At 35.9% G+C, this 17439-nt stretch carries 18 protein-coding genes; 10 read left to right on the top strand and 8 right to left on the bottom strand.

The window, feature by feature from the left end; translation table 11 throughout:
• Nucleotides 1-332 precede the first annotated feature (332 nt).
• Entirely contained in the window at nt 333-1373 is a 1041-nt protein-coding gene (locus tag HZI73_RS06185) for a hypothetical protein (protein WP_212697388.1), read from the bottom strand.
• 308 nt (nt 1374-1681) lie between these two features.
• Between HZI73_RS06185 and HZI73_RS06190 the strand changes: the two genes are divergently transcribed.
• On the top strand, nt 1682-2809 hold the full coding sequence (locus HZI73_RS06190) for a PRK06851 family protein (RefSeq protein ID WP_212697389.1): 1128 nt from the start codon (nt 1682-1684) through the stop codon (nt 2807-2809).
• 249 nt (nt 2810-3058) lie between these two features.
• On the opposite strand, the gene HZI73_RS06195 is transcribed toward HZI73_RS06190, so the two are convergent.
• A complete protein-coding gene (locus tag HZI73_RS06195) occupies nt 3059-4045 on the bottom strand; it encodes a Gfo/Idh/MocA family protein (protein WP_212697390.1) in 987 nt (328 codons plus the stop codon).
• A 231-nt stretch (nt 4046-4276) separates the two neighbouring features.
• Entirely contained in the window at nt 4277-5098 is an 822-nt protein-coding gene (locus tag HZI73_RS06200) for a hypothetical protein (RefSeq protein ID WP_212697391.1), read from the bottom strand.
• Nucleotides 5099-5275: 177 nt separating this feature from the next.
• Here HZI73_RS06200 and HZI73_RS06205 point away from each other — a divergent pair, with 177 nt between their 5' ends.
• Entirely contained in the window at nt 5276-5434 is a 159-nt protein-coding gene (locus HZI73_RS06205; protein ID WP_212697392.1) for a hypothetical protein, read from the top strand.
• Between the two features lie 47 nt (nt 5435-5481).
• On the opposite strand, the gene HZI73_RS26850 is transcribed toward HZI73_RS06205, so the two are convergent.
• Nucleotides 5482-5655, bottom strand: a complete 174-nt coding sequence (locus tag HZI73_RS26850) for a DUF1540 domain-containing protein (protein ID WP_212697393.1) — start codon at nt 5653-5655, stop codon at nt 5482-5484.
• A 268-nt stretch (nt 5656-5923) separates the two neighbouring features.
• On the opposite strand from HZI73_RS26850, the gene HZI73_RS06215 reads away from it, so the two are divergent.
• Nucleotides 5924-6067, top strand: a complete 144-nt coding sequence (locus tag HZI73_RS06215) for a hypothetical protein (protein WP_212697394.1) — start codon at nt 5924-5926, stop codon at nt 6065-6067.
• Nucleotides 6068-6193: 126 nt separating this feature from the next.
• Here HZI73_RS06215 and HZI73_RS06220 read toward each other — a convergent pair whose 3' ends face one another.
• The 4 genes from HZI73_RS06220 to HZI73_RS06235 all read right to left on the bottom strand — a co-directional run bounded on the left by HZI73_RS06220 (nt 6194) and on the right by HZI73_RS06235 (nt 8941).
• The gene (locus HZI73_RS06220) at nt 6194-7051 is read right to left on the bottom strand and encodes a DegV family protein (RefSeq protein WP_212697395.1); all 858 of its coding nucleotides are present in this window, start codon (nt 7049-7051) and stop codon (nt 6194-6196) included.
• Between the two features lie 143 nt (nt 7052-7194).
• Nucleotides 7195-7614, bottom strand: coding sequence for a hypothetical protein (locus HZI73_RS06225; RefSeq protein ID WP_212697396.1), 420 nt, complete (start codon nt 7612-7614; stop codon nt 7195-7197).
• 51 nt (nt 7615-7665) lie between these two features.
• Nucleotides 7666-8427: a coiled-coil domain-containing protein gene (locus HZI73_RS06230; RefSeq protein ID WP_212697397.1), complete on the bottom strand. Its 762-nt coding sequence runs from the start codon at nt 8425-8427 to the stop codon at nt 7666-7668.
• Nucleotides 8405-8941, bottom strand: coding sequence for a MotA/TolQ/ExbB proton channel family protein (locus tag HZI73_RS06235; protein ID WP_212697398.1), 537 nt, complete (start codon nt 8939-8941; stop codon nt 8405-8407). The genes HZI73_RS06230 and HZI73_RS06235 overlap by 23 nt, the downstream gene beginning before the upstream one ends.
• Nucleotides 8942-9338: 397 nt before the next feature.
• On the opposite strand from HZI73_RS06235, the gene mgtE reads away from it, so the two are divergent.
• From mgtE to prfA, 7 genes are all read left to right on the top strand, one after another.
• Entirely contained in the window at nt 9339-10667 is a 1329-nt protein-coding gene (gene mgtE, locus HZI73_RS06240; RefSeq protein ID WP_330619692.1) for a magnesium transporter, read from the top strand.
• Nucleotides 10668-10867: 200 nt separating this feature from the next.
• Nucleotides 10868-11719 (top strand): class II fructose-1,6-bisphosphate aldolase, encoded by an 852-nt coding sequence (locus HZI73_RS06245; protein WP_212697399.1) that lies wholly within the window; start codon nt 10868-10870, stop codon nt 11717-11719.
• A 616-nt stretch (nt 11720-12335) separates the two neighbouring features.
• Nucleotides 12336-13994, top strand: a complete 1659-nt coding sequence (gene rho / locus HZI73_RS06250) for a transcription termination factor Rho (protein ID WP_212697400.1) — start codon at nt 12336-12338, stop codon at nt 13992-13994.
• A 251-nt stretch (nt 13995-14245) separates the two neighbouring features.
• Nucleotides 14246-14458 (top strand): 50S ribosomal protein L31, encoded by a 213-nt coding sequence (gene rpmE, locus HZI73_RS06255; protein ID WP_212698704.1) that lies wholly within the window; start codon nt 14246-14248, stop codon nt 14456-14458.
• A gap of 82 nt (nt 14459-14540) precedes the next feature.
• Nucleotides 14541-15479 (top strand): DUF1385 domain-containing protein, encoded by a 939-nt coding sequence (locus HZI73_RS06260; RefSeq protein WP_212697401.1) that lies wholly within the window; start codon nt 14541-14543, stop codon nt 15477-15479.
• The gene (gene prmC / locus HZI73_RS06265; protein ID WP_212697402.1) at nt 15448-16323 is read left to right on the top strand and encodes a peptide chain release factor N(5)-glutamine methyltransferase; all 876 of its coding nucleotides are present in this window, start codon (nt 15448-15450) and stop codon (nt 16321-16323) included. Before HZI73_RS06260 ends, prmC begins: the two co-directional genes overlap by 32 nt.
• Nucleotides 16324-16342: 19 nt before the next feature.
• Nucleotides 16343-17416, top strand: coding sequence for a peptide chain release factor 1 (gene prfA, locus HZI73_RS06270; protein WP_212697403.1), 1074 nt, complete (start codon nt 16343-16345; stop codon nt 17414-17416).
• Nucleotides 17417-17439: the final 23 nt, after the last annotated feature.

Here is a 17439-nt window from a genome sequence, read left to right on the forward strand (position 1 = left end):
TGTCATATTACGCTTTAGAGTTTAATTAAAACGAACCCCCTTTCTTTAAAAGCATACCGACTTGTTAATATCCGCTATAGCGTAGTGGTTTGCTTGTACATCCATTATATACCTATTGGTTATATATTTTAAATATTCAATAATTATTAGATGTACAAATGTTATAGTTGGATTTAACTTGCTTTATACAAATTTTATTTTTATCTACATTTTATGTTAGAAATACTTTTGTAATAGCCATAATAGGGTATCTTATTAAATGATAGATGTATCATGAAAAATGGACTTATGTCAGTTTTGTTGACACAAGTCCATTGCGTAGAGTAGTACTATTATTTAATACTGTTTAATAAATGGTTTAATACTTCATATTCTTTTTCTAAGGTATTTGACAAAGATAAGACGATATCTTTTATAATTTTTTTATGATGGGTGAAATGATATTTCAGAATTTTATTACGATATTGTAAGCATTTCTTTTCAATCTCTTGATATGTACTCAGTATATCTTCAGCGTGAAGATAGCCATGTTTTTGCATGTATTCAATGCGTGATAACATGCATTTTTTGTGTTCCCATAAGCAATGAAAAGCTCTTATGTCCACGTTCTTAAATGTTTTACAATCAATTAATGCCTGTAGATAGTGGATAAAATAGTGATAAACATCTAAGCCAAAGCCTCTCTCTATAGGATTGTAATACATTCTGTAACGATTACTAGTGTTTTTTGAATGCAAGTAATCCTCTAGTAAGTCAATAACGTTATGTATGTCAAAAGTATATTTTCTCAGAGGATCTGGTTGATATTTAAAAATAGTAAGGTCACTCATTTTACCTAATTTATTAGCGTTATTCTCAAATGATTGTTTGAAACATATAAAGTTTAATGAATGGTCTATTTTATACTGGGCATTTTTATTAAACCCAGATGTATAGAAACAAGCATTTTCGTCACTGTACCCATGTATAAGAATATCATGAAGTAAATGCTTTTTTTTATAATGATAACTATAATTTACATAGTATTCATCAACCACTGTCATCACATAGTAGTTCTGATTTAAACAGTTGATAATAAATGTATTAACATCTAAATTAAATGTATCTAGAATATCTTTATCTAAGCATTTAACGTGAAAAAAAGGTATATTAACGATATAATCACCCGTGCCCATAATTTGTTCAGGGAGATAGAAATCAAGGAAAAAGTCATCGATATTTCTATGTAAATTTTTATTGCAGTAAAGCTGAACATAATTACTATGAATCCAGGGATGAGCGTCCTCGTAACATAGCAAAACGGATAATGGAAAAGCATGAAATTGATAAGTGATAATGGGAGGTACTTTTATAGGTAATATTTTATAGGACATAAAACGGAACGCCTCCTTTTTATCGTGTTACTCACTATATGTATCATAATATAAGTATATAGCAATAAAAAACTAAAATCAATGAACCTTTTGTATGTTTTCATCATTGAGTATTAAGATGCTTTTGAAATCAAAATACAGTCCATCAGACGGATGTATGAGTTATTTATATAACTAGAGGATTTTTTAGAGGTAGATTATTAGTCAATAATCCACAACAACATAACAATTTTATATTTCTATACACATAAACACAACCTCTCTAATAATATTATTACTATAATAATAAATATAGAGAGGTTAATTTTATGGAAAAGTCATGTAAAGTTAGGCATTATTTTCCAGGGGGAAATACAACTAGGGGATTTTTTTCATACTATGATTATATTTTACCGCAAGAAGAAGCGACTCGTATTATCTGTTTAAAAGGTGGCCCAGGTGTAGGAAAATCAACCTATATGAAACGTCTTGGTACTGCCATGGAGGAAAAAGGTTTTGAAGTGGAATATATGCATTGCTCATCAGACCCTCATTCATTAGATGGTGTGGTTTTCCCACAGATTAAGGTGGCTCTTATTGATGGAACAGCACCTCATGTGGTTGACCCTAAGAATCCAGGAGCAGTGGATGAAATCATCCACCTGGGAGACTACTGGAACGAAGAAGGCATCCGAAAAAACCGTAAGCAAATACTACTGGTCAACAAAGTTGTAGGAAAGCTCTTCGCCAGAGCCTATCGCTACCTGAAAGCGGCTAAACCAGTCTATGATGATATGGCTACCATTCATGATGAAGCCCTTGATCACTCAGGCGTTTATATTGAAGCAGAAAAAGTGATCAACAAACATCTTAAAAAACATAAGGCAAGTAACAAGCCAGGTTACGTGAGAAAACTTTTTGCCAGCGCCATTACACCAAAAGGTCTGGTCAACTATTTAGAGACAGTTATTGGCGGTAATGAAACCATCTATAGGGTGATAGGAGAGCCTGGTACACAGACGTCTAAGTTATTAGAACTGGTTAAGGAAAGTGCTATAAGTAAAGGCTTTGATGTTGAAGCGTTTTATTGTCCAATAGACCCAGCTAATAAACTTGAACACCTTGTCATTAAGAAGTTAGGTGTTGCTTTTATAACCACTAATGATTTTCACAATATAGATGTGGTGGATGCAGAATGCATTGACATGAATAAATATTTGAACTATGCCATTATTGACCAATATTTTGATGTGTTACAATATGACTTCAAGGTCTATAGTGAATTATTAGATAGTGCTATTCGTACAATTCATGATGCGAAGAAATCTCATGATTATATGGAGACATTATATATACCTCATATGGATTTTGATAAGGTTAAAGAAGCTGGGGTGGTTATGCTTGAACGTATTATGGCATATGCAGAGGAATTTGATTTTGATGATATGATATTGTAAGAGGAAGACGTTCGTAGATAGGCGATAGATGTCTCTAAAGTGGTTCAAGTTAAAAGAGTCTAAGAAAAGCTAAAGTTCGTTTCAGAAGTATTTCCTAAAGCTTATAACTCCCTACGGTCAGACAAATAAGCTTTTTAACGGAAATACTTCTTACACTTACTAAGCTTTACTAAGACTCTTTTAAAAATCACAACTTTAGAGACACCTATCGCCTATCTACTAGGCTAGTGGCAAATAATGAAAGTAGTTTTACAGCGTAACCCATTGACTTGTTTCGGCAGACTGGAAGAGAGCATCAATGACCTTCATGTTACCAATACTATCGGTGGGACTAAGAGGGACAGGTAAATCTTCTCTTATAGCTTTGGCAAAAGCTTCAAATTCTAACTGGTATTGGTCAATGGGATCAAAGGTGATAACCCGCTCACCGGCACTTGTTTTCACAAGAATCTTACCTTGTATTTCAGGAATATCATTGAAAGGTATAGTAACAGTAATTGTACCAGCTGTACCATGAATCGTCACTTCCTGTTCAGGAAAGGTCTGCGTACCTACTGTAAAAAGACAACGTGGTCCACCAAAATCCATAATGCCCGACGTAAGATCATCTACATGGAACGTTGGATTAATATGAGCTTGTCCCATAACACGAATAGGCTCTTTGTCCATTATAAAGCGAGCAGTAGAGATGGCATAACAGCCAATATCGTATAGTGCACCACCACCATAAGCCTTTACATTTCGTATGTTGTCAGGGTTGGTATTGTGATAAGAAAAAATGGTGTGAATGGATGTAACTGGGCCAATCTCACCTTGCATAACCAGTTCTTTCGCACGTTGCCATTTGGGATGAAAACGATACATAAACGCTTCCATCAGTTTAATGCCGTGTTTATCTGCATAATGACTAGCCTCTATTGCCTCATCAGCATTAAGGGTTATCGGTTTTTCACAGATAACATGTTTGCCAGCATCAGCACATTTTTTAATGTACGCTAAATGCATGTGATTAGGTAGTGGTATGTAAACAGCATCTAGGTTTTTATCCGCTATCAAAGCTTCATATGAATCATAGTACTTAGGTATGTGCCACTTTGTGGATGCTTCTCTAGCACGTTCTTCATTTCGGGATGCAATGGCATAGACATGAATCATCTTGGAATGCTTTAAGGGTGTAAAACAGCGTTTGAAAAAATGATTGGAAACGCCAAGAATGCCTATATTTAATGGTTGCATAAGATAAATTCTCCTTTCATAGTAGCGGTTATGATATCATTGTACGCTATATATGTCTAATCCACAATAACGGATGTAGCTTGTTATACCTCGGGCTTGTGAAATTTTATCATGATACCGCAATAACGGTTAATATAAGCGTCATACCTTGTTATGCCATATACTGTCAGAACCATATAAAAAAATAATATTATACATAGAGTAAACGTGTGCTATTGAAGCACACGTTTTTTAGAAGGTAGGTGGATAAATGCCAACCATATCCGAATTATGAATATGAATGTAGTCATTTGGCTTTGTATCAAGAAGAACGAGATGCACCATCCCTTGATGATCGACACCTTTTACATGAACATTAATCCTACCATAACCAGCAATTGAAGTACCAATAACTTTCCCTATATTTTCTTGAATCTTTTGAATGGTTAACCCACTATTTTGGGTATTTTTACTCTTTTTTGGTTGTTCTTGCTGTACGGGTTGCTGTGCTCCAAAAGCAGGTAATACATGCCATGGATTAAAAGGCATTTGGTCAGGTGCTTGTTCGTGTTGCTGAGATGGTTGTGACGCTTCTGGTGGTTCCGGTTGATTAGGGTATTTAGGCTGTGGAGGAGCCCCATACTCTGGTGGAACCACAGGTCTTAATCCTGTAAAAACATGCCATGGGTCAAAGGGTTGTTGAGGCTGAGTATCATGTTGCTTTTGTGGCTGCTGAGGCTGTTGTTGCCTAGGTTGCTGGTTAGATGGTTGCATGGGTTGATATTGGGGTTGCTGCTGAGAAGGTTGCATGGGCTGATATTGCGGTGGTTGCTGAGGAGGTTGCATGGGTTGGTATTGAGGTGGATACTGAGGTTGTTGGCTAGGTGGGTACTGAGGTGTTTGTTTTGATTTTTGAGGTGGCGGCTTAAACGGATTTTTGAAATTTTTTGATGATTGGTAATAAGCAGCTTGCATAGGTGGTGGAGTTTGAGGCATGCTCCAAGGATTAAAGTTAGCTTGCCCGTTACCATGATTTCTTTGTTGTTTTTGATTAATTCTTAAATTAGGACTCACATAAATCACCTCCTAATTCATCATATGGAAAAGCCTATAAAAGTGGGATAAGTTATTTCTAAAAAAATATGATTATTTTCACACTTTCTTATAGCAAGATGCAGGTAATAATATAAGGCGAATTGGATAAAATACTAAGGTAACTTTCTAAGAATTTGATGAGATAGGAGTCATAATATGTTAGATAATAAAGATAAGCGTCAAAAAGATAATAAGTATAAGCAAGGGCATCATCAAGAACAACATCATGAGTGGGATAAAAAATCCCATCATCCTGATACGGATATGGATTATGATGAGTTTGCAAAAGAGTTAAGCCCTGATGATTTTGAATAACTAGAAAATGGGACTGTCTACCATGGCAGTCCCTTCTTGTAGAATCATTATTTTTTTTCAAAACTAGCGCAATCTGTACATTGAATGGTATCAGCATGACTAGAATTTGAAGATGTTACAACGTTAATGTGATTAAGTGAACAGTAATCGTTGTTTGTGTGATGACGACATTCATTGACTGTACATCCGATACTTGTGTTGGCATTATTGTTTAAATCCATTAGTAAGCTCCTCTCAAATAATTTTATAATAGATAATGATTAAAAGAGGCAAACCTCTTTTGTTTTGGTCACATAAAAAATAATCTTTTATATGCTAACCATAATGTTAATTTCTCCAAAATCAGAGGCAACTATGCATGAAAAAATTACAGCTACACATGCAAGTGATAGATTCGTCTATATCATTTATTGGTATGGATTAAACCGAATATATAAGGCAAAAAAATCAATACTAATAGTACAGGATTAAAATAAAAGGAGTGGTATTATGCATCTCAGTAATGACACCGGTGTGACAAAAAGAGACCATTTAAATGAGGTTAAGGAAGTACGACGACAAGTAAATTACTATAAGAATAATGTAGATGCGCAGACCAATCATATCAATGTACCTAAGAATCAAAAACGATAAATGAAGAGGGTAACATGTCAAAAATGGACAAATAATGAAGGGGCTGTAAGTGCCCCTCCAATTTTAAAGCCTTAATACTTAATCTGTTTTACCATTTAACTTTGATATAACACGTTAATTTTCTTATTATGCTTTACCAATAAAAAAGATAGCTAAAGTTCCTGGACCCGAATGGGCACCAATGGCACAGCCCACATCACGAATAATGAATTCTTTGGCACCGTAGGTTGCCTCAATTTTTTCTTTCACCCAAAGAGCAGCCTTAAGGTCATCACCATGACTAATGCCTATCACTTGATCGCTAATGCTGCTATCACTTCTTTCGCCAATGATATCAATCATACGACTGAGGGATTTTTTTCGTCCTCTTGCACGTTCAATTGGGATAAGTTTACCATCATCCACATGAAGAATGGGTTTAATATTAAGCACAGAACCCACCACAGCTGCGGTCTTAGATACACGTCCCCCTCGATAGAGGTATTCCAGGTTTTCAACGGTAAAAATATGTTCAATATGTTGTTTATAGTAATTAATCTTCTCAATCAATTCATCCTTGGAAGCACCTTTTTCGGCTAATTCAGCAATGAGATAGACCATGAGACCAAAGCCAAGAGAAGCTGACTTAGAATCGATTACCGTTAAATCATAGTCGGGAAACTCATCTTTAATATCTTGTTCGACAAGTTTAGCCGTTTGATATGTACCAGACAGTTCTGACGAAAAAGCGATATAGATACAAGGTATACCATCACTCACATACTGACGTAACATTTTATCAATGTTTTCATAAGTTACCTGAGCGGTTTTAGTCATACCACCTTCCCGCATATAGGTCATAAGTTCCTTGGGTTGAATATCCACGCTATCTTTATATTCCTTATCGTTCATAAAAACGACAATGGGTAAGACATCTATATTGTATTGTTCTATAATATTTTGCGGTAAATCACAAGCACTATCGGTAATAATTTTCACATTCATTCTTATCACTCCTTGGGATATTTTTATAAAACAAACTTTTGTAAAGATAATCTTCTTCCTTCATTGTACACTATCTGCCAGCGTTTGACCATGTCTTTATGAAAATATGTTAGCATGAGTAACTTGACAATCCTCCCTGATCGCTACTGTGTTTTGATGGTTGATACAATGTATTTCATATTCTTTTCTTTTATTAGGTCCTCAACGTCTGTAAAAGCCGTGTTGTATGCACCATTATCCATAAGATTCACAATGGTTTTGTCCTTGTTTAGTTGAGCCAGTGCTTCAGATAATTTATCTTGTGTTATAGCCGTTTCATTAAGCGTAATGTCATCATCTTTTATAACAATGTTGACATATTGACTGTTAGATGTTTTTTTGGAGTCATCATCGGAAGGACTGTGGATGGACTCTGTGGAGTTAGAAGCGTTATTGAGATCATACTTGAAATTAAACCAATCAAATCCAAAGTTGTCAGCCCCTAGAACTACCAATAATCCGAGTATAATAAGCGTAATCAATAAACGAGGTCCTTTACGAGGTTTACGACGGTATCTTGACATGTTTCCTCATCCTTTCTTGCGTAAGATTTCTTATCTTTAGGAAGTTTTTACTTAATCAGCTTCAGAAGTGGTCATTTTAGGTGATTTATATTTGGTCTTAAACATTTTATCCGCGCCATATTTGGCTTCAATTTCTTTGATTGCATCCCATACCAGATTATAAGCGTAGCGGTATACATTGCCTTCTTCACTTAATGTCATCAGCACAAAGGTATAACCACCTTCACGGTTTTCTAGAACTTTTTCTATGCTTTCTTTTATTTGTTCCATTTTAAGGTGCTTCCGGTCATCATTGGATACATCATCAAAAGTAATGTAAATACCAGTACGTTCATCATTAATGGAGAGTTGATTGTTTGAAGTTTGTAAGGTTATGTCTACAAAAAAGTAGCGCTTGGATAGCGTATCATACTTATATAGTTGTTCATAAACAGACGCTTCATCTAAAAATTTATCAATGGTTTTTGTGTTGGCTATTTTTTTAAGCGGCTGACGACCAAACCATTTGGTCAGTTGATGGGTAATAGCTGTAAGGGTCTCTTTTTCAACAGTCATAGCCGACTGCAAGTCATCCAATGATGCTTCTAGAGCTGCTATTTTTACCTGTGAATGCTCTAGTTCATCTTGGAGTTTTTTTATCTCATTATCTTTCTCATCTAACTGAAGGCGTAGACTCTGACTGGTTTCAGTCTCATTTTCCAGTTGGGCTTCTGTCTCTGAACTGGCGGCATTCACATTTAACATAAAAGCAAAGAGTAGAATAAGTACCACATCCAATAATGGTGTCAGATCAAGAAATGTTCTTTGCTTCATCTGCATCACCCTTACTTGTATATTGGTCGATTCGATTAATGAGAAGGTTAAAGCTATCATCATTAAGTGCTATTTTAGGATAGATGGTACCGTCAATTGCTTTGAAGACAATGGCACATACAAGCCCCCAAAAAGTCGAAGTCAGAGCTGTTGTGAAATTAAACATAATACTGTCATTGGAAAGGGATGCCAGTCTTAGGAGTGAAATAATGGTCCCAAGTATGCCCATAAGTGGAAACATATTTGTTATGGAAGCGAAACGGTGATACTGTTTTGTTTCACTTTCCTTTAGTTTGCGTAATTTATGCAAATCTAATTCAGATTTATTGGATGGATGAATCATGAGTATAATTTGTTGTATAGGTACATATATGGTTGGTTTCAAACCATGCTCCAGTAACGCCGTGGTATGCTTTAATTTTGGCAAGCAATAAAAACCATTACCTAAAGCCAGTAATAGGATTAAACCGTCATATCCTAGTAGATTCTTAAAAATCGTGATGAAAAACTGCATAGGCTACCCCCTCTAGTGCTGTATATTGGTAAGCAAATGTTACATATTTATCTAAATTATACCATAAAATCATTGGGGATTGATTATTTTTTGACCATAAAAGAAAACAATTCTAGACATTAAGCATAGAGTGTAGTAAAGTATCAATGAAAAGGAAATAATAACAAGACTGTTATGTAAACATGTGTGATCTAATTTATGCGTGTAAAACTTGTCATAACAGCTCATAGAAAAAAGGAGATGGTAGTATGGATTCAGGACCTGGGAGTAGTAGTCATATAATAAGCATATTTCTACCATCCCGTAAGAAAAAGTATTAAACAATGTAACTTCTTTTATGTTGGTATCTTTTTGATGCGTAAATATGGTAGAAATACATAAAGGGAGGCTGAAAACAATGGATATTAAAACATTACAAGATTTATTGGACACTCGTCGATTTTCCGAGATTAGAAATCAACTTTCAGATATGCAAGAAGCAGATATTGCAGAATTATTAGAAGATCTTCGTATAAGAGAGTCGCTGTTGGTATTTCGACTATTACCTAAGGAGATTGCTGCAGAAGTTTTTTCATTTTTAGACGTGGATCGACAGTCCAAATTATCGTCACTGGTCAGTGATCAAGAGTTAATTGAACTCATGGATGAACTTAATTTCGATGATAAAATTGACTTAATAGAAGAAGTACCTGCTAACGTGGTAAAACGTATTTTACAACACTCAAACGACACCGAGCGAACACTCATCAATCAATTCCTTAACTATCCAGATGACTCCGCTGGTAGTCTAATGACCATCGAGTTTGTCGGGTTAAAAAAAGAGATGACCGTCAGTAAGGCCATGGCAACAATTAGACAAACCGGTGTGGATAAAGAAACCATTTATACCAGTTATGTCACAGGACATAAACGGACTCTAGAAGGTATTATATCCCTAAAAGACTTAGTGCTTAGTGATACAGAAGCTATCATTGGGGATATTATGGAAACAGATGTTATCTTTGTAAATACCCATGATGACCAAGAATATATTGCAGAAGTATTTAAAAAATATGATTTTTTATCCCTACCTGTCGTAGACAATGAAAACCGTCTAGTGGGTATCATCACCATTGATGATATCGTGGATGTTATTGAAGAAGAAACAACAGAGGATTTTCAACGTATGGCTGCCATCGAACCAACAGAGATTGATTATCTTGAAGCATCTACAACGGTTTTGGCTAAGAAGCGTCTACCCTGGTTGGTTATCTTGATGTTCTCGGCTTATTTAACCGAAATGGTCATGAACGGCAATAATCATTTAATTGTCCAATTTGCTTTAGCTATCTATACACCTATGCTCATGTCAACAGGTGGTAACGCAGGTGCACAATCAGCTACATTGGTCATTCGTAGCATCACATTAGGGGATATCAAATTTAAAGATTTCTTTCAAGTGTTATGGAAAGAAATACGTGTAGGGCTTATGGTGGGAGCTACTTTAGGTGTTCTTAACTGTATTCGGATTTTTATAACTAATGGTGATATCTATCGAGCTGTTATGGTCGGTTTAACGTTAATTTGTACCACAACTTTTGCAGCTATTATCGGCGGTACATTACCAATAGTTGCTAAAAAATTAAAGCTTGACCCAGCCATTATGGCAAGTCCGTTAATCACCACCATCGTGGATGTAACAACATTACTAATATTTTTCCGTATAGCTACCTTAATTTTGGCATAGAAATATTTGATTATAAAAGTTAACTGTGATACAATAACTTGGATAATAAGTCAAAAAAGGGAATTTTACCTAGTATTATAGAGAATTATTTCATTAAATGATAATAAAACATGACACATGACATGACAAGAAAAGTATGTCCAACATGCTTATTCTATACCATAAATAAAGGAACAATATGCTTATGAGGAGGAAAACATATGTTAGTAACAGGAAAAGAAATATTACAAAAAGCTCATGAAGAAGGATACGCTGTAGGTGCTTTTAATACAAGTAATCTTGAAATGACTCGAGCAATTATTGAGGCAGCAGAGGAAGAAAAATCACCCGTTATTATTCAAACAAGCCAAAGTGCAATTACGTATGCGGGTAGTGAAGAAATCGCTATGATTGTAAGACAATTAGCTGAAAAAGCTTCTGTACCTGTGGCTTTACACCTTGACCATGGTACCGATTGGGATGTTGTGATGAAATGCCTTAGAGATGGATGGACATCTGTGATGTTTGATGGTTCAAAATATGAATTTGAACAAAACATTGACATCACCAAGCAAGTCATCGCCATTGCTCATCCTATGGGCGTTACGGTTGAAGCAGAGCTAGGTAAAATCGGTGGTGTTGAAGATCATGTAAAAGTAGATGCAAAAGATGCTACCATGACAGATCCAGCAGAAGCAGTAGAATTCGTGGAAAAAACAGGCGTTGATTATCTGGCTATTGCTATTGGAACAGCTCACGGCGTTTATAAAGGTGACCCGGAACTTGACTTTGATCGTCTAAAAGATATTAAGTCTCGTTTAAACATGCCAATCGTATTACACGGTGCATCCGGTGTAGCTGAAGAAGATATTAAGAAAGCTGTTTCATTAGGCGTTAACAAAATCAATATTGATACGGACCTGCGCCAAGCTTTCCAAAGAGCTATGCACAAGGTGGTAAAAGAAAAACCAGATGTTTATGATCCAAGAAAAATGTTACAACCAACGTCAGAGGCTGTTAAAGAAGTTGTAAAAACCAAAATTCGTATGTTCGGTAGTAATGACCGTGTATAATGCTTCTATTTATGGGTAGCATATAAGAGAACCACGATGAATAGATAAGTAAGGGGCTGTTGTATGAAAAGCATCCTGGACATGATGAAAGGATAATGAAAATGTCACACAAGTGTTATCCAAAAACTTACTAAACAAGATGTTTTTCATGCAATAGTCCCTTCTATTATAAGTAAATAGAAAAAGATATACATAAATCTACAATTCAATTCAGAAAATCATTGAATTCTTTTACCTGCTGTGATACATTTATAAGTGAGAGAATTCTCAAACCATTAGGTCCATTCATTATAGCATATCCTAATTGTATTCGTGAGACTTATCATTAATATTCCCAATATAAAAAATTTTGTTTTTTATTTTTGTAGGATTAAATCATATTATTAGAGTACTAGCAGCTTATTCTATAATGCGTAGGTGTGCACTATTGAATGAAGATGCTTACTAATAATTGAAATGCATATGACGTATATTCCTTTAATAAAGGATGAAACCTGATAGATATATTCAAGGGAATAGGACTACTTGCCTGATAGAATGATTTCTACGAGGTGATAGGCTAAATTACATTAGCCAGATGAAGGGGAAAAAAGAAAACGGAAGGGGTGCTCGTAATATGAGTACAGATTTCAAGAAGATGAAGTTGGCTGAGCTTAGACAGTTAGGAAAAGAAATAGGCATTCGTAGTATAACGACTTTCAAGAAAGCAGAGCTTGTACAGATTCTGACAGAAATAGAAGCAAAGAAACAAGAAAAACAAGAGACAGAGACTGTTGTAGTAGAGGAAAAAAATAAGCAGCAAGACGAAAAGCCTCAATCAAAGGTTGTCCAGGCCAAACCAAAAGAAGTAAAAACCAAAAAGGTTCATGTATCAAATACCAAAGAAGTAAAGCCACAAGTGAAACAAGAAAGCTATAAGCAAAAAGCTGAGAACAAAACAAGTGTAGAGAAAAAGCAACCCACCCAACAGAAATTTGTGAATAAAAAGGTAGAGGGAGTTGCTGAGAAGAAAACAGAAGACAAGAAAAAAGTGGAATACAATCGTGTGGACGATAAAAAACGCGCAGAAGAGCCGGAAAAAAGAGAAGTTGTACGTGAACGACCAGCTAAAACGGTACCATCTGACTTTCAAGACCTTAATAGTGGTGAAATAGCCTACGGTGTTTTAGAGGTGCTTCCTGATGGGTTTGGATTCATTCGTTGTGAAAATTACTTACCTGGTGAAGATGACGTTTATGTATCCCCATCACAAATTAGAAGGTTTAACTTAAAAACAGGTGATTTAATCATTGGTAACATTCGTGTGCCTAAAGAAAATGAGAAATTTAGGGCACTACTCTATGTGCAGTCCGTTAATGGTGATTCGCCAGCTAATGCAGCTAGAAGACCTAATTTTGAAGACCTTACACCGATATTTCCAAATGAAAGAGTGCGTCTAGAAACCATTTCTTCCCAATATTCAACAAGACTGATTGATTTCGTAGCCCCTATAGGAAAAGGTCAAAGGGGTATGATTGTTGCGCCACCAAAAGCAGGTAAAACAACCTTACTTAAAAAAATAGCCAATGCCATTACGGAAAATCAGCCCAATGCCCATCTGATTGTCTTATTAATTGATGAACGGCCAGAAGAGGTAACCGATATTCGACGTTCAATACATGGTGAAAATGTAGAAGTTATCTATTCCACATTTGATGAATTACCAGATCATCATAAACGTGTTTCAGAAATGGTCCTTGCAAGAGCTAAGCGTATGGTAGAACAGAAGAAAGATTTATTTATTTTATTAGATAGTATTACACGATTAGCACGTGCATACAACTTAACCATTCCACCAAGTGGCAGAACCTTATCAGGAGGTCTTGATCCGGCAGCACTTCATATGCCTAAGAAATTCTTTGGTGCAGCACGAAACATCGAAGAAGGCGGCAGCCTTACCATCCTAGCAACGGCTCTTGTTGAGACAGGAAGTAAGATGGATGAAGTTATCTTTGAGGAATTCAAAGGTACAGGTAACATGGAATTAGTGCTGGATAGAAAATTATCTGAAAAACGTATATTCCCAGCAATCGATATTGCTAAATCAGGTACCAGAAGAGAAGACTTACTCTACACAAGAGAAGAAATGGATGCCATCTATCGCTTACGAAAAGCAAGCAGTAACATGCGCTCAGATGAAGTCATTGAGAGTATTTTACGTGTATTTGTTAAGTCCAATAACAATGGGGAATTCTTTAAAACCATTAATAGCAATTTATTAGAGAAATACCGCTAGAGATTAATAACGGTATGCAGTCAATATATGTAAACCCGTATACATAGGGATAGAAAAGGTTTATGTAAAGATGATATGAATTGGAAGTTGGAAGTATAACATATAAAGGCAAATTGCGTCAATCTATAAAAAAGCCTTGAAAAGTATTGCATACTGTATTATCATATGATATAATATAAAAGCTGTTTAGAGATATAAGATCGGCAATAGCCGGCATATAATATTAAAGGCTGTTGAAAGAGGTGAAACAAATGAGAGAAGGCATTCATCCAAAATACCATGAAGCTTCAGTGAAATGTAACTGCGGAAACGAGTTTGTTACAGGTTCTACAGATGAGAACATCCATGTTGAAATTTGTTCAAAATGTCATCCATTCTATACTGGAACTCAAAAAGCAGTAGCTGCACGTGGACGTATTGATAAATTCAACCGTAAATACGGTATTGAACAAGAAAATAATTAATCATAAGTTGAGGATTTTCCTCAACTTTTTGTTTATCTATAACAATAATATTATAAAAATATGTGAAGATGGAAGTGGTCATATGAAACCTGTAGATGTAGGAGGACAGGCTGTTATAGAAGGCGTTATGATGAAAAAGAAAAGTGCCTATGCTGTAGCTATTAGAAAGCCTGACAAAGAGATTGTTATTGACAAAAAAGAGTTTACGAGTTTTGCAGAAAAAGTAAAACTGTTTAAACTTCCCATACTTCGTGGCATGCTTGCATTTGTTGAATCATTAATTATCGGTATGCGAATACTCACTTATTCAGCCGAATTCTTTGAAGTAGAAGATGAAAAGGACAAAGAACCTGGTAAGGTGGATAAGTTTTTTAATAAAGTATTTGGTGATAAATTAGACAAAGTGGTGATTGGCTTTTCCGTGGTGTTATCCATTTTATTAGCTATGGGTTTATTTATCTTGTTACCACTTTTTATATCCCAATTATTAAAGGATTACTTACCAAATCCGAACCTCATTAACCTTGCTGATGGGGTTGTAAGAGTGGTAATCTTTCTGTCCTATTTAAAAATTATATCCCTTATGAAGGATATACAACGGGTATTTCAATATCATGGGGCAGAACATAAGAGTATCAACTGTTTGGAACATGAGGAAGCTTTAACCGTGGAAAACATTAAAAAACATTCACGCTTACACAAGCGTTGTGGCACCAATTTCTTGCTAATCGTTGTGATGATGAGTATCATTGTATTGATGATTATTGATGTAAGAACATTTTGGTTACGGCTTGGTGTGCGTTTATTATGTTTACCACTGATTGCAGGTCTTTCCTATGAAATTATCAAATGGTTAGGTCGGTCAGAGTCCAAAATTGCTAAAATAATCGCTGTTCCAGGTTTGTGGTTACAGAACTTAACAACAAGAGAACCAGACGATTCACAGATAGAAGTAGCCATAGCTGCACTGAAGGAGGTCTTGGAGAAAGATGAAGAAGACCATCAGGTATGTGCTCAGTGAAGGCATCAAAACCTTACAAGACAATCACATAACCCACGCCAAGATTGATGCCACTTTATTACTGGAACACCTTTTGGATATTGATAGGGTATATGTTATTATTCATGATGATGAAGTGATAACAGAGCAGGCATATAAATTGTATCGTCATGGTATTATGTTACGTGCCAAGGGAAAACCCCTTCAATATATTATAGGGCATGTGGCATTTATGGGACTTAATTTTACAGTCAATGAACATGTGTTAATTCCTAGACAAGATACAGAAATTCTTGTGGAAGAAGCGATCACATGTATACAAAAAAATAAAGTGACACATATATTGGAAATAGGAACTGGCAGTGGGTGTATTCCCATCAGCCTTTGTCACGCATGCCCCACTATTAAGGTGACCACAGTGGATATATCCAAGGAGGCCATAGAGGTGGCAAAAGAAAATGCAAGACAACATGGTGTAGAAGATCGTATAGCATTCATCCATAGTGATCTGTTGCAACAGGTGGATAAAACCAAGCGGTATGAGCTGATAATTTCCAATCCACCCTATATTAAGCGAGAAGATATTCAAGGGTTAATGAGAGAAGTAAAAGATCATGAACCCATGAGGGCCCTGGATGGGGGTATGGATGGATTAGATTTCTACCGGAGAATTTCTACGGATGTGATGGAGGTTGCCAGTCATAGGTGCTATATTTTTTATGAAGTAGGACATAATCAAAGTATAGAAGTAAAAGACATTTTAGAGGAACGAGGTTATACCCATGTAAAGATAATAAAGGATTTAGCAGGCATTAATCGGGTTGTCACAGGTGAAAAGTATCAAAGTAAAACAAACCGAATATAAATACAGTGAGGTGTCAAGCATGTTTGGTAAATTAGATGGAATCGTGAGTAAGTTTGAAGAAATATCCCACATGATTAATGATCCGGAAATCATTAGTCAGCAAGATAAATGGCGTAAATTAATGAAAGAGCATAGTGATCTAGCGCCTGTCGTTGAAAAATATAAAGCGTATAAGGATACGCAACAAAATATAGAAGATAGTTTAGCCATTCTGGATGAGGAAGATGATCCAGAAATGAAAGAAATGGCAAAAGAGGAATTAAATGAAAGTAAAGAGCGTATAGAGCAGATAGAAGAAGAACTAAAAGTGCTGTTACTTCCAAAAGACCCTAATGATGACAAGAACGTTTTTGTTGAAATTCGTGGGGGTGCAGGTGGGGATGAAGCAGCTCTATTTGCAGCTTCTCTATTTCGTATGTATTCCCGTTATGCTGAACGAAGCCGCTGGAAAGTCGAAACCATATCCCTTAGTGAAAGTGGTATAGGTGGTTTTAAAGAAGCCGTCTTTATGATCCAAGGAAATGGTGCCTATTCCAAACTAAAATATGAAAGTGGTGTACATCGTGTTCAGAGAGTACCTGTCACAGAGTCAGGTGGAAGGATTCACACGTCCACAGTAACGGTGGCTGTATTGCCGGAAGTAGAAGACGTGGATGTAGAGATTAACATGAACGATTTGCGTATAGACGTATTCCGTTCATCTGGTAATGGGGGACAGAGTGTAAATACCACAGACTCAGCCGTGCGTATTACCCACTTGCCGACAGGACTGGTTGTAAGCTGTCAAGATGAAAAATCCCAGCTGAAAAACAAAGACAAAGCTTTAAAAGTATTACGATCACGTTTATACGATATTGAACAAGAGAAGGTACAAAGGGAGCAAGCCGATAACCGTAAAAGTCAAGTAGGTACAGGTGATCGCAGCGAGAAGATTCGAACCTATAACTTCCCACAAGGGCGTGTCACAGACCATCGTATCAAATTGACATTACACCGCTTAGATAGTATCCTAGATGGAGATATTGAAGAGATCGTCGATAGTTTAATCACAGCAGATCAGGCTGAAAAATTAAAGAATATGCAAAACCAATAAAGTAATTTAAGCAAAAGAGCTCT

The organism is Vallitalea pronyensis (assembly GCF_018141445.1).
GTDB classification, from domain to species: Bacteria; Bacillota; Clostridia; order Lachnospirales; family Vallitaleaceae; genus Vallitalea; species Vallitalea pronyensis.

What these genes read in the sequence shown, in the direction of transcription:
- HZI73_RS06185 (WP_212697388.1), bottom strand. Translation starts at nt 1,373, where the DNA reads ATGTCCTATAAAATATTACCTATAAAAGTACCTCCCATTATCACTTAT.
- HZI73_RS06190 (WP_212697389.1), top strand. Translation starts at nt 1,682, where the DNA reads ATGGAAAAGTCATGTAAAGTTAGGCATTATTTTCCAGGGGGAAATACA.
- HZI73_RS06195 (WP_212697390.1), bottom strand. Translation starts at nt 4,045, where the DNA reads ATGCAACCATTAAATATAGGCATTCTTGGCGTTTCCAATCATTTTTTC.
- HZI73_RS06205 (WP_212697392.1), top strand. Translation starts at nt 5,276, where the DNA reads ATGTTAGATAATAAAGATAAGCGTCAAAAAGATAATAAGTATAAGCAA.
- HZI73_RS26850 (WP_212697393.1), bottom strand. Translation starts at nt 5,655, where the DNA reads ATGGATTTAAACAATAATGCCAACACAAGTATCGGATGTACAGTCAAT.
- HZI73_RS06215 (WP_212697394.1), top strand. Translation starts at nt 5,924, where the DNA reads ATGCATCTCAGTAATGACACCGGTGTGACAAAAAGAGACCATTTAAAT.
- HZI73_RS06220 (WP_212697395.1), bottom strand. Translation starts at nt 7,051, where the DNA reads ATGAATGTGAAAATTATTACCGATAGTGCTTGTGATTTACCGCAAAAT.
- HZI73_RS06225 (WP_212697396.1), bottom strand. Translation starts at nt 7,614, where the DNA reads ATGTCAAGATACCGTCGTAAACCTCGTAAAGGACCTCGTTTATTGATT.
- HZI73_RS06230 (WP_212697397.1), bottom strand. Translation starts at nt 8,427, where the DNA reads ATGAAGCAAAGAACATTTCTTGATCTGACACCATTATTGGATGTGGTA.
- HZI73_RS06235 (WP_212697398.1), bottom strand. Translation starts at nt 8,941, where the DNA reads ATGCAGTTTTTCATCACGATTTTTAAGAATCTACTAGGATATGACGGT.
- mgtE (WP_330619692.1), top strand. Translation starts at nt 9,339, where the DNA reads ATGGATATTAAAACATTACAAGATTTATTGGACACTCGTCGATTTTCC.
- HZI73_RS06245 (WP_212697399.1), top strand. Translation starts at nt 10,868, where the DNA reads ATGTTAGTAACAGGAAAAGAAATATTACAAAAAGCTCATGAAGAAGGA.
- rho (WP_212697400.1), top strand. Translation starts at nt 12,336, where the DNA reads ATGAGTACAGATTTCAAGAAGATGAAGTTGGCTGAGCTTAGACAGTTA.
- rpmE (WP_212698704.1), top strand. Translation starts at nt 14,246, where the DNA reads ATGAGAGAAGGCATTCATCCAAAATACCATGAAGCTTCAGTGAAATGT.
- HZI73_RS06260 (WP_212697401.1), top strand. Translation starts at nt 14,541, where the DNA reads ATGAAACCTGTAGATGTAGGAGGACAGGCTGTTATAGAAGGCGTTATG.
- prmC (WP_212697402.1), top strand. Translation starts at nt 15,448, where the DNA reads ATGAAGAAGACCATCAGGTATGTGCTCAGTGAAGGCATCAAAACCTTA.
- prfA (WP_212697403.1), top strand. Translation starts at nt 16,343, where the DNA reads ATGTTTGGTAAATTAGATGGAATCGTGAGTAAGTTTGAAGAAATATCC.